Annotated in this window: 16 protein-coding genes and 2 pseudogenes; 5 read left to right on the top strand and 13 right to left on the bottom strand. The window is 47.3% G+C overall.

Features of this window, described 5'->3' with window-relative positions; all coding sequences use genetic code 11:
• Positions 1 to 432 precede the first annotated feature (432 nt).
• Genes WA302_RS19215 through WA302_RS19200 form a run of 4 tightly spaced genes read left to right on the top strand, consistent with a single transcriptional unit; the run spans position 433 to position 4464 of the window.
• Entirely contained in the window at positions 433 to 1266 is an 834-nt protein-coding gene (locus tag WA302_RS19215) for a helix-turn-helix domain-containing protein (protein ID WP_079451172.1), read from the top strand.
• Between the two features lie 6 nt (positions 1267 to 1272).
• Positions 1273 to 2259, top strand: coding sequence for a glycosyltransferase family 9 protein (locus tag WA302_RS19210; RefSeq protein ID WP_262190594.1), 987 nt, complete (start codon positions 1273 to 1275; stop codon positions 2257 to 2259).
• Positions 2252 to 2755 (top strand): molybdopterin-dependent oxidoreductase, encoded by a 504-nt coding sequence (locus WA302_RS19205; RefSeq protein WP_262190595.1) that lies wholly within the window; start codon positions 2252 to 2254, stop codon positions 2753 to 2755. The genes WA302_RS19210 and WA302_RS19205 overlap by 8 nt, the downstream gene beginning before the upstream one ends.
• Positions 2752 to 4464: a hybrid sensor histidine kinase/response regulator gene (locus WA302_RS19200; RefSeq protein ID WP_336064695.1), complete on the top strand. Its 1713-nt coding sequence runs from the start codon at positions 2752 to 2754 to the stop codon at positions 4462 to 4464. The genes WA302_RS19205 and WA302_RS19200 overlap by 4 nt, the downstream gene beginning before the upstream one ends.
• Before the next feature lie 53 nt (positions 4465 to 4517).
• Here the strand turns inward: WA302_RS19200 and WA302_RS19195 are convergent, their stop codons facing one another.
• The 13 genes and pseudogenes from WA302_RS19195 to WA302_RS19130 all read right to left on the bottom strand — a co-directional run.
• The gene (locus WA302_RS19195; protein ID WP_262190599.1) at positions 4518 to 5207 is read right to left on the bottom strand and encodes an N-6 DNA methylase; all 690 of its coding nucleotides are present in this window, start codon (positions 5205 to 5207) and stop codon (positions 4518 to 4520) included.
• A 114-nt stretch (positions 5208 to 5321) separates the two neighbouring features.
• A complete protein-coding gene (locus tag WA302_RS19190) occupies positions 5322 to 6245 on the bottom strand; it encodes a DUF1281 domain-containing protein (protein ID WP_336064694.1) in 924 nt (307 codons plus the stop codon).
• Positions 6246 to 6355: 110 nt separating this feature from the next.
• Positions 6356 to 6628 carry a hypothetical protein gene (locus WA302_RS19185; RefSeq protein WP_103681924.1) on the bottom strand — a complete coding sequence of 91 codons (273 nt, stop codon included), beginning with the start codon at positions 6626 to 6628 and terminating at the stop codon, positions 6356 to 6358.
• Positions 6621 to 6899 (bottom strand): TA system toxin CbtA family protein, encoded by a 279-nt coding sequence (locus tag WA302_RS19180; RefSeq protein WP_049209639.1) that lies wholly within the window; start codon positions 6897 to 6899, stop codon positions 6621 to 6623. Before WA302_RS19180 ends, WA302_RS19185 begins: the two co-directional genes overlap by 8 nt.
• Before the next feature lie 11 nt (positions 6900 to 6910).
• Positions 6911 to 7918 carry an ArdC family protein gene (locus tag WA302_RS19175; protein WP_336064693.1) on the bottom strand — a complete coding sequence of 336 codons (1008 nt, stop codon included), beginning with the start codon at positions 7916 to 7918 and terminating at the stop codon, positions 6911 to 6913.
• A gap of 75 nt (positions 7919 to 7993) precedes the next feature.
• Complete coding sequence (locus WA302_RS19170; RefSeq protein WP_336064692.1) at positions 7994 to 8596, bottom strand: DUF3085 domain-containing protein; 603 nt, start codon at positions 8594 to 8596, stop codon at positions 7994 to 7996.
• A gap of 85 nt (positions 8597 to 8681) precedes the next feature.
• The gene (locus tag WA302_RS19165; protein WP_084827133.1) at positions 8682 to 9167 is read right to left on the bottom strand and encodes a hypothetical protein; all 486 of its coding nucleotides are present in this window, start codon (positions 9165 to 9167) and stop codon (positions 8682 to 8684) included.
• A gap of 134 nt (positions 9168 to 9301) precedes the next feature.
• The gene (locus tag WA302_RS19160) at positions 9302 to 9676 is read right to left on the bottom strand and encodes a hypothetical protein (RefSeq protein ID WP_262190608.1); all 375 of its coding nucleotides are present in this window, start codon (positions 9674 to 9676) and stop codon (positions 9302 to 9304) included.
• Positions 9673 to 10212, bottom strand: coding sequence for a hypothetical protein (locus tag WA302_RS19155; RefSeq protein ID WP_084827132.1), 540 nt, complete (start codon positions 10210 to 10212; stop codon positions 9673 to 9675). The genes WA302_RS19160 and WA302_RS19155 overlap by 4 nt, the downstream gene beginning before the upstream one ends.
• A gap of 101 nt (positions 10213 to 10313) precedes the next feature.
• Complete coding sequence (locus WA302_RS19150; RefSeq protein ID WP_262190613.1) at positions 10314 to 10688, bottom strand: hypothetical protein; 375 nt, start codon at positions 10686 to 10688, stop codon at positions 10314 to 10316.
• Between the two features lie 88 nt (positions 10689 to 10776).
• Positions 10777 to 11115, bottom strand: coding sequence for a hypothetical protein (locus WA302_RS19145; protein ID WP_094143130.1), 339 nt, complete (start codon positions 11113 to 11115; stop codon positions 10777 to 10779).
• Positions 11116 to 11672: 557 nt separating this feature from the next.
• Complete coding sequence (locus tag WA302_RS19140) at positions 11673 to 12572, bottom strand: integrase domain-containing protein (RefSeq protein WP_336064691.1); 900 nt, start codon at positions 12570 to 12572, stop codon at positions 11673 to 11675.
• Between the two features lie 1912 nt (positions 12573 to 14484).
• Positions 14485 to 14625: pseudogene (locus WA302_RS19130) on the bottom strand (Rpn family recombination-promoting nuclease/putative transposase); the annotation flags it as partial.
• 13 nt (positions 14626 to 14638) lie between these two features.
• On the opposite strand from WA302_RS19130, the pseudogene WA302_RS19125 reads away from it, so the two are divergent.
• Positions 14639 to 14857 (top strand): annotated as a pseudogene (locus WA302_RS19125) (integrase core domain-containing protein); the annotation flags it as partial.
• Between the last annotated feature and the right edge of the window lie 168 nt (positions 14858 to 15025).

Below are 15025 nucleotides of genomic sequence, written 5' to 3'. Positions count from 1 at the left end.
ATCAGGTTTCCCTGGTGCCAAGAACAACAAATATCAGGTGATTTTTATTACGGGGCGTTCCGACGATTCACAAAATGCATCTACAAATGAAATGTCCACCCTCATGATTTTTGCGCATCCCTCCGCATCGTTTGGTTTTTCCAAACGTTGAGTGGGCGCTTTCTCTGGTGTTGTGCGCTGTAGCATCACCTGAGCGTTATGCTCTCCCGAAAGGAGATGAACATAACGCTTAGAAGCCTCAGTTAAGCACCGCGAGCCTCCACACTCAGGCTCCTTTCTAACAACTACAGCGACCCCATGTCAACACAAATGACACTTTCATGATTCAATAAATCGTTCTGCGACATACAACTGTGCGGTTTTCTTGAATTAAACAACTTGGAGTGTAGAATGATGTTTGTTTTTTAAACCTAAAAAGGCTGAAGGTGGGAGATGGTAACCAACAATAAAACTGCACTTGGGGAAGTCATTGCCAAAGCGATGACGATGAAAGGAATTCCAAAGCAAAAACACATCAGCCATACGAGCCACGTACTGGACATCACAACAGCTGCAGCCCAAAAAAAGATGAGCGGCGCCTCAAACTGGGAGGTATCCCAGCTGGTTAAAGTTATTGACTCTATCGATATGAGGATGAGTGACTTCTTTGACATTTATAATTATTCAATAAACGAAGTACATGATGCTATATGGAATGATGGCAAAACTAATGTTAAATGCAAAATATACCTATCTAATGTGAACGCTAATGATACAACTGAATATTCGGCCTTAAAGATTAATGATGAGTGGGTTGTTTTTCATACTAACGATATAAAAGATGATGTTTTATTCGATTCAAAACGCAACATTGAAGTGATTCAGTTATATCCTCAAAAACAAAATGAAGAAAAACACAGAATCGCAATTCTTGATGATGACAAAAACATCGTCGATAGCCTCAAAGAAATCATTGTAAACAATGAATATCTTGTCGATGCCTTTTATGATATTGATTCATTAGAAGAGAGCCTGAAAAATAAGCCTTATGATGCGTATATTCTAGATTGGGTCGTAGGAACAAAGACCGTGTTCAGCACGATTAAAGAGATAAGAAAAACTGAAAATAATAATGCCATGATACTGGTTCTTACCGGGCAACTGTCAGGGATCGTAGATAGCGAGATCGCAAGTGCTATAAATGATTATGATATAACAGGACCTCACGAGAAACCTATCAAAGCCAGTGTGATAAAATCATTAGTGGATAAACACTTTCCCAAGTGAATAATTATGAACGATAATTTACTGACGTATACAGGAAGTCTATTGCTTGATGGAAGATACATAGTGTCTCCCTATGGTGTGGGTAAAGATAATCTGTGTGGAGAAATATCTCCCTTGAATGACTCTATTATTCATAATAATGCAATCAGTAAAATATCTGTGGACTATTCAACGGCAAAAAGCCTTACCATCATCAATGGGTTAGGGGTTACACTGGGTGATTCAGTTGTAGGAATATCAGCACTGAATGTAATAAAAATATTCAATCCAAACATCGACATCAGAATCATTCGTCCTGAAAACTGCCCTAACTATGTTAATGAAGTTTATACGTTGGCAAAGCATATAATAGATGACATTTCCTATATGCCGTTTGACATTACCAGGGCTACCGATGCAGACCTAGTAATAGATATCGGAAACCAACTATACTGGAAAGATTTTAACACACTGGAAATGCATGACTTCTTTTTAAGAAGTTTAGGCATAGAACACAAACATGTATCAGCCAGTTTAAAGATCAACTCATGGCTCAATAAAGCGCCTATCGAAGATGTAAACTTGGGTGAGTATGTTCTTTTCTGCCCATACGCTAGTACAAAAATAAGAAGCATACCCAGTAAATATCATAAAAAAATAATATCTTACCTCGGCGATAAATTTAAGGTTAAGGTCTTAGGGTTTAGTGATATTAACCATGATAATTATACGAACATCACTTCATTATCTAAAAACACGACTTATTTTACATCCATCATTAAAAATGCGAAGCATCTTTACACGTGTGATTCAGCAGCCTTGCATATTGGCGCGGGATTTAAAATACCCACTACTTGTATATTCACAACAGTGAAACCTGAACTACGCAGCTTATACTATGATAACTGCACCTCTATTTACATAGGAAATAATAAAACAGAGGGCATACATAACAGTGAGAATGTATTTTTACTCGATTTAATCAGTAAGGAATTTGAGGATTATTATGCGTAAATTAATATCTCTAGCATTGTCTTTTTTAGTCGCTTTATTTATTTCAGCGCCATCTTCCGCAAATAAAGGAGATATCTATATCGATGGCGAAATAACTAATAGAAATTACGAAGATGGATACATCTTATCAGCAAAAGAGTTCAACATGCTGGAAAAAAGCCATATAAAGACGACAACTTCCTGGACTGTTCCGGGGCGTATTGTTGATTTTGAAGGCGTAAAATTCAAAGATTTGTTGAAACTTGTTGGTGCCCGTGGAAAAACGCTAAGAATTAGGGCATTAAATGATTACTGGGTCGACATCCCAGTCTCAGACATAGAACAATTCGACATCTTGCTGGCAAACAAAATGGATGGGAACCCTCTGAAAGTAAGAGACTTTGGACCATACTTCGTCATTTACCCGATGGACAAATTTTACGATAAACTCAATAGTCCTACTTATCAAGCTCGTCATATTTGGCAGGTCAGCGGCATAACGGTATTAGAAAAATGAAACTGAAAAGGCTTATCATCCAGTACTTATTAGTTTTCCTGGTGCTAACGGGTGGGTTTGCGTGGATGTATGAACAGTACTTCTCCACAAGCCATAATATGAACTCAGCAGGACCTCAAGAGAACTACGCTTGGGCAATTGCTAAATTCACGATCAGACTAGCAGGATTTAATGCAAAAATTGAGCGCCAACTTCGGTTAGGTAACAATGATAAAGAGGAATTACAAACAGAACTTGACCTCCTATTCTCAAGCTCAAATGTGCTATTACATAAAAGCGTTTCAACTAGATATTTATATGAGGAAGAAGGCTATGCTAAAACTGTAGAGCAAATAAATGCCAACCTTGAAAATATCGATACCGAACTAAATAAATCAACCCCTGACTATTCGATCATACTTAATAACATCGAATTAATAGGGCAAGAAAATAAAGATCTAGTGGTAATATCTGACCATGCAGAAGTCAGGCAAAGAAACATAATTCAACAGGACTATATCGACAAAGCTAACTCAATGAAGTTTCCAATTGCTACACTGTACTTCCTGTTTTTGTTAATGCTTTTTATTTCATATCGACAAGTAAAGTCCATCAATAATCAATTAGAGTCCGAAAAGAAATCTTTTAACAATAAAAATGCTTTCCTCGGAGTGCTGGGTCATGAATTAAGAACTTCACTTCAGGCAATAATCTCGTCGGTTGAAGTGATTATTCAGAAAAAAGATGCTATAGCATTCAATCACTTTGAGCGATTAGAGAATGCTGCCATGAAAATGGAACGTCAGATGAAAGACCTCGCTGAGTTTGCCAAAGTCGATAATGGTAACGTTGAAATAAAAAAATCATCATTTAACATACGAAAGATTGTTCATGATACTGTCGAACAAAGTATTACCATATTGAACAAGCAAAATGTTAGTGTAAGCATAGATAATATTCCAGATACATATATTAAAAGCGATCCATCAAGGGTCATGCAAATCATAGAGAATATTGTCACCAATGCAATAAAATACACAGACAATGGTCTCGTGCAGGTAAGCGCAAATATCCACGATAAATCCAGTTTGGTTATCAAAGTCAAAGACACAGGTCAAGGCATTCCGAAGGACAAGATTGATACAATATTCTATCCGTTCATCCGGGTTGGGAATGATAATAAGGTTCCCGGTTTTGGAATGGGTTTGGCAATTGTTCATGGTGTTGTTAAAGCCATGAACGGAACAATTGATGTAAAAAGTGACATCGGTAAAGGGAGCTCATTTACCGTGTCACTACCTATTGAACTTTCAACACCTGAAGAGATTGACACTACTACTGATATAGAAGATACGCCTTTCTCAGCTAAAGGAATCAGCATTTTAATTATCGACGACAATGAAATGGCATGCGAATCACTGGTATCAATTCTTCAAGGTGAGTTCTCAGTAGAGTATACGACATCCCCAGAAAGAGCTTTGGAGAAATTATATAGGAAATCTTTTGACCTTGTTTTGAGCGATCTACAAATGCCTATTATCACAGGTGATGAACTGTATAGAATGGTCAAAGAAAATAAAGGCCCAAATAAAAGTACGCCATTCATATTCATCAGTGCATATACGAACGAAAGCCCCATTAAAGATGTTGAGATCTTAACCAAGCCAGTTAGATTGAATGACATCAAAAAAGCCATAGAGTCAGTTCTAGCCAGGAACATGGACTTATAAAATACATCCCGTAATTAATACGAAAAAATCGCCCCAGTCAGGGGCGATTGTTGTCAACTAATCGCTTTAAACTCTCTAAGAGTCTGTAATCGAAGTGGCCATTGTTCTAACCAATGCATCGGGGTACACATCACCAATCGCCGTTCATCTGCCAGTGCATTCCCCAACACAACCTCTCCAGGAATGCCAAGCGAAGACAACTGAATATATGCCATCGACATCGCTACCACATCGATATCAACGCAGGAAACCCACATATGCCGTGAAGGCATGTACCCCAACGCCTGAATCTCGGCCGCAGCGGCGATCATCATGGCGCCGGCACCACACGCAGGCTCACTGATCGTCACGAACGGTTGAGTCAACAACCGTTGCTCCAGTCCGGTGAATTGCAGTTTGGCCATCATGGATGCCACACTCCAGGGTGTAAAAAACTGCCCACGATGTTTATCACCAAGCTCCAGACTCATGAAAGCCATGCCCAAAAAATCACAAGGTTTAGCGGCCAGTGCTATTCGTACCAGAGCAAGTAAGTGCGCCAGGCGTTCGACATCCTCACGTTCATACCCTTTGATGAGCGACATGTACTGCTTCTCCAACGCGTCTTCCGGACAAAAGCGGTTGTGTATTGCTATCGCGCCGCACTGAACAAAGTCAGAAAAGACCTTGTACCGGTGATGGTAGCGGGCCGTTTGGCCAAAGAGGCTGATGAATTGGTTTTGTGCTTCAGTAAACGTCAGCATGGTGAACTCCATTAATAAGGGAGTTCACCCGCAGTGGGAGAACTCCCCCCACGGGAAAAAAAGGCCACCGGGATACCGGTGGCCATAGGTTAGTGCTTCAGCAAAAAACGGTGATTAGCCGGCTGCTGCATTCGGTGACAAGGGAATAGAATCCTGGTCGGCGTAGGTCAGGTGGATCATCTCACCTTCCTCAACCTTAGCCGCTATTCGTCCACCGTCGACATGCTCACCACGGTCGTAACGATCGTAGCCGCTGCGTTCCGCATCAGGCATATACCAGGTATGTTCCACCTGGCAACTGAACAACTCAGACACTCTCCCGATAACCTCGCCGGCTGGCGGGTACCACGGAGAATCGAAGTGTACCGTCAACGTGTTGATGCCATCACGTACGCAACCGACATTATGGCCGGCCGGCCACTCGACGCCGTATTGCCGACCATAGAGATCAGTGGTGGACGGCACATCACGCAGCAGCCCGCCTGAGCCATTCAGTTCAGTTGCCAGACGCGTCGGGATCAACATCAGCATATCGCATGGCGCGGTATACTCAGGCATCACGCTCAAACGTTCCCAGCAGATGCCGGCATCGATGTCAGGGCTCACCCCCACCAGTCCGAACCAGTCCGCATATTGGCGCGATAATACATCCGCCATACGCTCCTTCGCGACGTTGGGGATGTTCTCCCATTTCACCGCATCGATACCCGACTGGCGGTAGAGTCGCTCTATCAGGCGAATGTTCTCACCCGTTAACGGTACATCCGCCTTCAGCAACCCGAACCAGTGTTCAAAGGCCAGATTCTGAGGCGATGCAATCCCCGGCTGCGTTAACAGTCCCGGGTAAGGCACATAAACACCGGGTTTTGTCGTCACCGGCTTCAGTATGCCGGCACACCCGGCCAGGAACAGCCGGCAGCTTTGTTGAACAGCATGACGGTAGTCAGGAACAACATGGCCATTGGCCCATTGCTGCAGTTCATCCACAAAAACGGATTGGCCCGTGATAACTAAACGGTTATTGCACCAGTTCGACATGGTCGTTCTCCTCTTCTTACAAGAAAAAGAGGGAGCTTTCCCCAGCGGGGGAAAGTCTCCCCCGTTGGGTTAGGTGTTACCTCATGATGGCCAGGACGCTGATCCTGTCCTTAGTGGGCTTGCTCGCCATAGTGAGCCCGGTATACCTGATGTTCGTCGCCATTAGCGACCAATCCCAGCTGTACCAATATTCCGCGCTCCCACGAGCCCGGACGTCGGCTACCATCGGCGATACTCGCCAGAATGTAATGGATCAGGCCCTCGACATTCTCAAGCTGAACAGCGGCGCCACAGGTCTGCTGAAGCTTCAGCATGTAGGCCAGCTCGCTGGCAATCTCAGGGTCAACGGTTATCTGCAGCCCCTTGTTGGTGGCTTTAGTCATCGGTTATCTCCTGTTCTGTTTCACCGATCACGCCCAGCTCTTCCACCTGGCGCAGATACGGTGATGATGAGGTAAAGGGATTGGCGCCAAGGCGTACCAGGTGGTATTTATCCACCAGGTTGTTGATCGCCTCAAACGGCCGCACTCCCGCTTCCTGTAAAGCCATTACGCACTCCGCTTCACACAGATCGGTATCGTTTAACGCCAGGCCAAAATATTTGGCCAGTAACCTGCCGGCAATGGTCTGCCAGTAACGTTGTTCAATCGTCATCACCAGACTCCTCATGCCGCAACGGCTGGATCGGTTGTCACCGGGTTCGCCAAGGGCTTCAGCAAAAATTCTGACGCCTCACGGGCCTGTTTGGCCGCACGAAACAGCGCGCGTTTATCTTCACGTAATACCCTGAGCCAGTGCTCAAGGTAGCTGTCGTGCTGGATGTCACCAAAGACGCCAAGCTGCGCGCACATAAAAGCACTGCCGAGCTCCGCCACCAGTTCCTCGAACGCGTACACCGGGTCGCCGAACCGCCGGGAAGAAGACGTGATCCCTTCCCGGTTAAGCCGTTTAGCATGGCCGGTGCTGTGCACCAGTTCATGCAACAACGTTGACCAGTAATCCGCCTCAGTCCGAAATTGCTGAACCTGTGGCAGGACAATCTGGTCCCGGAGTGGGGAGTAAAACGCCCTGTCCTGGTAAACCTGTTCAACCCGAACGCCGCAGGCCTCAACGAGGGTGTTAACCTGAGCCTGCGTTTTCGCATCGACCGACGCATCACCCTCATCCATCTCGGTTGTCGGCATAACGCCGACAACGATCTCGGGGAGGTTGTCGCATTGGGCAACGTTAAACAGGTACAGCGGCTTCAGCATGGGTATTCGCGTTTTCAGCGGTTTCCCCTCTTCGTCAAACAGCTGCCGGCCATCAGCGTCCTCCACCTGCTTGTCCCAGGGTTTGAATACCACAGCCAGGGTTGCCGTCTCGCCGGCACGTACATGGCCACCGGCGGCTTCCGCCTGCTTGTAGGTGAGCCATCGGTTCGACTGAAAACCGCGCTCTTCCGCGGCTATCCACAACAGCAGCACATTCACGCCGCTGTAGTGGTAACCCGTCGTGCCGTTCTGCGGCATGACCGACCCGGTATAGACCCGGTTCCGGTCAGTCCGCCAGGGCTTGCGCCAGGGTAAGGTGCCACGCTCAATGGCGCCGATGATGTTGTCCGTGACCTGTTGGTACAGGTCAGGACGCTCTGCACGTTTCTTTGATTGACGTGATGGTGATCTTTTCTTCATGGAATACTCCTCAATGAAAAAGGCGCATTCCTCCCCTGACGGCGAAGAATACGCCCCAGGGGACAGGAAAAGTGGTCAGAACGCGGGGTAACGCAGCGCCCCTTTCGGATTGACGGTGTCAACACGCTGTTTCAGCCGTTCGAACAGGTTCAAATAGTCGTCTCTGTCGGCAGGCTTTGCCCGCTTGCAATCGGTATGACAGGCCGTGGCCAGAAGGTTGATGGCCCGCTCACGCCAGTGTTTAAACTCATCCTGACTGACGCAAACCGAGTAATGGACCTCGGCCAGCTGCAGCATGCGCGCGGTCACCCGACGGTAATCGGCGATACACACCCAGTTAACCCTGGCAACGTGCATACAGACCGTTTCGGGTAACAGGTGTATCCAGAGCTCATGGCCTTGTGACAGTATTCGCTCGATACAATTGTCGTTCAGCACCAGCTCTTCGCCAAAGTCGTCGCCGCCGGCAAGCTGCCGGGACGTTTCATACCAGGCCTCATCCTTGTCGGGATGACACCCGTCGGCATACGCCAGGTGCTTGATACGGCCGGTGGCGTTTCGTTCGCCCACGGCCGGCATCAGATAGACGCCATTGTCTTTGGCCAACACCAGCGCACACTGATTGGCGCGGACTTCAGCCACCACGGCGCGCAGTTCTGCAGGGTTAAAATGCAACATGACAAGTCTCCTGAGTTGCGGAGACGGACCTTCCCCGGGAGGGGAAAGTCCCTCCAGGGAAAGTAAAATGATGGGCGCCGTCGTGTTACCAGGATGCCCGGAAGTAAAGGTGATATTGGTGAAAATCGAAACCGGTCATGACGCTATTGATATACGCCTTCAACAGTTCGACCTGCGACCAGTACATGTCGCTGTAATCCGTACATTCAGACGGAAAATCGTCATGGCAGTTTGCTTCATTCAGCCGCGACAGACACAAATCCAACATCTGGATGTCGTTACGACCTAGTTCAAGCAATGCCCCATTGTTGACCTCAGCGACGCTGGCGCCCATCCAGTTCATTAACGCGGTAAAGCCGCGAAAATGACAGGTATAAACCTGAACAGGCGGATGGTAGTGACAGCATGTTTTATGGTTGTATATTCGCGGCGTCTGCGCACAATCGCCGCCGTCCTCCAGCCACGCTGGTGAACACGGCACCCAGTCACCGACGGGTGTCCAGTCGCCGTTAACCGGCAACATCGGGTAGTCCGCCTTGCGCTGACGGATAAAGTTGATATCCAGCCCCATGGGGTACTCCTCTCAACAATGGCAGGAGCTCCCCCGCAGGAAAGCCCTGCCGGGTTAAAACGCGAGCCTAATCAGGCCATGCGTTCAGTGAAGGGGATGCGATGAGGTAGCCCCTCATCCATCCACAATGTGGACTAGATGAGGGAGATGAGCAGGTTCATTCGCGCCTGCTCCCGTTCAATCTCTGCGTCATTACACCCGTCATCAAAGCTGCTCTGCCATACTGCCGGATCGATTGCGGTCCCGAGCTGGTGCAGTGCGTTGATAAGCGGTTCACAGGCCAAACGGTCGAAGCGCCCCCCATTCCAGGCAAAACCAAACGAGTGGGCGACATGAGCCACCTCACATTGGTTAGACGAGTGGACTTCACCCTCACCCTTTTCATTGCCGGCATCGAGACGCATCAGCGCGCGTACAGACAACAAATGCCCTTCCAGGTTGGCCAGATCGCACAAATCCTGAGTCAGCGTCTGAGGTGCGGTGGTTAAAAAAGCGATGTTCATACTCATGACATTTTTTCCTCTTTCGGAGTAAGCCAGACGTTATCCATCAAGGCGATCACTCGCCAGTGGTAGGCGAGCGCGTCGGTGTTAATGCTGTCCCTGAACTGCACCAGGTGTCTGCAGACGGAATCATCCGTAAGCACCCGTTCATTCACGGCTTCTGGCGCCTGAAGTTCAGGGCGCTGAAGATGATGGCGCAACCAGATAAGCGGTTGCTCCCAGCCACATTCGGCAGTTTGTGTATCCCGTTCAATGCGGACAGAGCCCGGACACAGGTTATGTATCAGGAGCAGCATCAGCCGACCGAAAAAACTCTGCCGACTGTCGGCCCAGAGCATCTGCTGTACAGGCTGCATGTGTCCCGGTTGCTGAGAAAACCGCAGACCGGCCACATCGAGTACCGCATCGCTGAAAAGGTCACTGGCCTGGTCAATATCCGCAGGCCGTGCTGTCGCCGGCAACAACCAGAACACTTCGGTCACCGCCAGGGTGAAATCAATCCACGCGTCCTGGGACGGCGGCGAGTCAAAATACACGTTCATACTCACAATAAATCCTCCGGTAACAAAAAATTGGGGGGATTTATCCCCCGGACGGGAATAAATCCCCGTCAGGGTATGTGTCTGTCAGGCTGCAGTGCCGATCACCAAACCTCGAGCTCGCCAATCGCAATGTCGGCTTCGACATCGCGCTTGCCTTGCTCCACGGCCTGCGCCCAATAAGACGCGTGAATATCTTTGCTCAGAGTATCCAGGCGAGCCATGAGCGCTTGCCCGTTAGCGGAAAGTGTCGATATATAGCCGTACTGCATGACCAGCAGGAAACCTCCAAAGGCCTCACCCGCATTGATAACGGCATTTTCCACATCATTCAGCTCAGTGGGGTCTTCACGTTCAAGACCCAGTCCCAGACGCTGGTAAGCCCGGATACTCATGAGCTTGCCTTCCACCAGGCAAAGGAAATGAAACGCATCAAGCGCGGTTTTTAAGTCAAGTACGTTGGGTAACGGGGTATGCATCGATAAATCCTCCATAAAATGCCGAGGGATTTATCCCCATAACGGGTGTAAATCCCCGTCAGGGTATTAAGTGGGTAAACCGACCGCTCTAAAAACGGTAACGCAGTCTGGCCAAATGCTCAGCATGTTGACTGGCGAGTCGGTAAGCTTTTCTGCGCTCGGTATGCTTGCAAGACAGCACAACGTGGGTGCTTGCGTAGGTATATTCGCCTTTGTACCACCCCTTGCGCAGCGTCAGTAACGCGCTGACCGAACCATCATCACTGCAGATAACATGCGCGCGAACGGCAAAATTACCTGCTGCATTGACGTACCAGTCAGTAAAACGCGGCGGCGCCAGGCGAAAAGGTATTCGCTGGACAGCCGATTTGACACGGTGCAGGGTTGAGAAGAAATCAGGAACAACTGAAGAAGTAAAAACAGACATGGTGTTTCTCCTGTAAAAAAGGGAAACACCGCTCCCAGGGGAAAGGTATTTCCCTTGGGATTTGACTGCGTCACACGCAATCATCATAGGTAAGAAAGTAAGCCTTGTTCATCAAAACTACGATGACATCTACTCTCAAAGGCGGGCAGATGTACTACACCGTAAACGGCGTGCTTCCTTTCAAGCTACGGAAGCGTTTTTTGCCACTACCCGAAGGCGATCCTCACAAGTGGCTGGATCATTGGTGGCTGTCGACTGACAGCTAGGTCACCCGAAGGCGCTCATCACAGACCCATTGAGCATTGGTGGTTGTCCGAAGACAACGAGTAAGCATGTTTATTTTCCGAGCAAATCGCTGATCTGTCAAGAGACCATGAGCACCTGTTTTTGGAATAATATTTCCTATTATCCTAATAACGTAACGTCTCAGTACCATTATGATTTTGAGGTCGCAGCCCTGTGAGAGCTGCGAACGTTATGTACGAACCATCATATTCACGCATACAGTTGATAAAATTTTAAATTAATAAAATCCCGCATACTATGCAATTAATCTGTTACTCCACATCACCTTTGAAATAGACTTGCTTAATATAACGACCTCGCCCATCACCATGGCCCAAATCCATCGATACCAATGCCTCTGCTTCTACGCGACTCATTCCATTTTTAACATGATAAGTCACCGCATCACGTGAATACGCGTATCGCAAACTATGGGGAGCATCTTTCCCTGTCATTCCAGCTTCACGAACAATATTTCTGTACCGTTCTATTGCTGTATGCAATGAAGGCTTATCAATCAGTTTCCCATTATGTTCATCACAATGTTTTATTGCCGCCTCTAAAATAGATAAAACCTTCTCACGATTAAAAATGGTCGTATCACGAGGACGACCTCCTTTCGTGCCAAACACAACCCGAACACGCTCGCCTCCATTAATTAAAGCCTGTCGCCATGTTTTTAATGACTTTGCTGACTGAACCGTTTCTTCCGTTCGCAAACCTACATAGCGAGACAACTGAACACCTAATGCTACCCCTGCATCTTTTTTTAAGACGTGATTTATGACAGCAGTTAACTTTTCATCCGAAATAGGGGCTTTTGTTCCATCACGGTTAGCACCTGAAATCCCTAAAGCCTGGTTACTCAATTTCTCATGGTTGGGATCGGCCAGTTTATTCCGACCCGCAGCTGACATGATTGAACGCACTGCTGCCATCTCGTTTTGCAATGTACGGAGCGACAGGTTTTCAGCCTGCCGGCTATGAATGTATTTTTCGATATGGACCGTCTTGATGTGTTTTACATCACGAATTTGAATATTCAACTTTGCCAGACGTTCAGAAAAACGTTCTGCAATTCTGGAACGGTCAGCAACGGTTTTAAAACTCCCTCTTCCCTGACGAGCAAGCGTGACAAGTTGTTTTCCCAGCTGTTTACCGAATCTGGACATCTTAACATCTCCAATGGGATACACGTCCTTCTGCTTTAACAGAAGCAGACGGATCTGTACCTCAGTAATTTCAACCCCGACGACACGGTTGCTTTTGCGCTTCCTGCGTCTCGACTGGTATCTGTGCATCGGGGCGGCGAAATGTTGAGTTCTTGCGAGGCACCCCAGATCTCTGATCCGTTTGCTGCTAATGCAGAGCTGACTTTCGTCAAGCTGCCTCCAACACTACTGTTCGTAGTGTCGCCATCGATACCGAGTCGATTTCCTCCTTTTAGATAGTGAAACGTTCAAAACGGTGTTTTCCGTCGTAATTACGTTGAAGTGAATGAGTGTTTAAAACCGTACTGACACAGACTACATATTGGTCAGATGGTAGTTAAACGTTGAAAGCCACGTCGTACGTGGGTTGAGACGTTATGCGCTACGCGCGTCACTTGGTAGTGTCTTCGCCACTTCACAAGTGACGCGCTCCTCTGCTCCTAATGAGACTCACGTAAGCGGCCAAATGTACCAAATGGCCTTATACGTGCGTTCAAAAGTCACATCGTCAGCAATACGTCATAAAAGCCTTAACAGCTTTAAAGAAGTAAGTGATATCAGTCTGTTGCGACTGAATTATCCAGGCAAGGACTGCCATATGTAGATGTGTGCCAGGCTAATAGCACCATGGCATTGTGATGACTTTTCAGCAGCCTTAACCGCCCCGAATACTACGTTATGCAGGCGATATCTGCTCCCAAAGGCGGGCAGATGTACCACACCATACCTAGCGTGCTCCCTTTCAGGCTACGGAAGCTTTCTTTTGCCATCACCCGAAGGCGATCCTCGCAGATGGCCAGATCATTGGTGGCTGTCAATTAACAGCAGGGTCACCCGAAGGCGCTCATCACAGACCCACTGAGCATTGGTGATCGTCCGAAGACGACAGTATAACAGGGCTATCCTAACAATCTGAACAAACCACGTCAAACTAGAGGGTAGACATTTTTCTGGTATTTGATACGTTTCCTTAGATATAATTACTTAAAAGTGACCAATACTTTCCTTTAACAAGGATAGCATTCACAATACAGTCTGACGCAAATATAATTTTTATAATAACTCTATAAAAAAACGAGAAGTCAATGAACAACAATATAAAAAGATGATACCATAAAATATCTAGCAGCAGAATTTCAGTCTGATGATTTACAAAGGATGCATATACTAAACTAACAACCAAAGCCGCACCACAAGCCAGTCGCTACAAAGTGCGTTTGCTGATTTTTGCCTTTCATTGTTTTTTTTGTGTCAGTGTTTTGGCGCAAATTTGTCACACCTCCCGCCTAAACTTCTCACTACCAGCTACCATTACGGCATACCAACGAGCGGAGCAGTCAAATGGGGGGCATCACCCTCGCCGATAGGCAGATACCCACGAAGTTCTCGCTACATCTTCCCCCTGATAAATCCACAGCATTCCAGAACAAGAAGAATCCTAATATAATCGCAACAAATTTTTAGCATCGCTTTGACCAACATCCTTGGGAGGCGTGCTGGTCAAACTGGAAGTTCCATTACAGGGAGGTTACTCGTTGGATAAGTATGCTGAATGGATAGCTCTCGGCATCACTGCTGTCATAGCTCTATGGATGGATCATACATTGCTCTATGTCCTTGGGTAGTATCTTACAATGCATCAATGGCACCTTCCAAACATAATCAGCTGATGGGCGTTGGCATCGTGTTTTGGGCGGAAGGTGCCGCCAGATAACGAGAAAAACATGAAGATCGGATACCTGTTTCCCGTCGCCATCATCGTGGCGGCTGTTGTGCTCTTGGCTTGGTTCATCATTGGTGGGTATGCGATTCCTAGTAACACAGGTTGAGCGCTATTAGTAAGCGTCACATTTGAACCGTATTGACGCTTACATTGGTGCTCGATGAGGGCGTAGATGTAGCCGTCGCCCTGCCCGGTCTTCAGCGAATAGAGCACGTCGGAGTAGTGGGCGCGCAGATCGTCCTCGACAAACGAACCGGACTCCAGGCGCAGGGTGCTCAGGTCGCATGCCTGGCGTAACGCCGGCGGAAGTAGTCCAATGGAGCGTTTCTTCAGGAGTCTGAAGAACGGATGGGTGCCGGTCACGGGTTACATGAGCTCCAATGAGGTTGCCCACGCAATAACAGACTATATCGTTGGGTATTACAACGTGCTCAGGCCGCATGAATATAACGGTTGGTTATCACCAAACGAATCGGAAAACCGATACTGGAAAAACTCTAAAGCGGTGGCCAGTTTTTGTTGACCGCTACATAGCCATTTCAAAGCAACCGAAAGAGAGTCTCGGTATCAAACGCCATAATATTGATGTCACCGTCAACCTCATACCGAGACCAAATGCCGTATTATATTCAAACAAAGCGTTCGCCCATATGGAGTTATGAGCGCGATAGTTTGTGATTAAGTGATACAG

The organism is Serratia sp. 201 (genome assembly GCF_037027545.1).
Classification (GTDB): domain Bacteria; phylum Pseudomonadota; class Gammaproteobacteria; order Enterobacterales; family Enterobacteriaceae; genus Serratia; species Serratia bockelmannii.
Note: the sequence above shows the minus strand (reverse complement) of the source record. Positions and strands in the feature narration are given on the sequence as shown.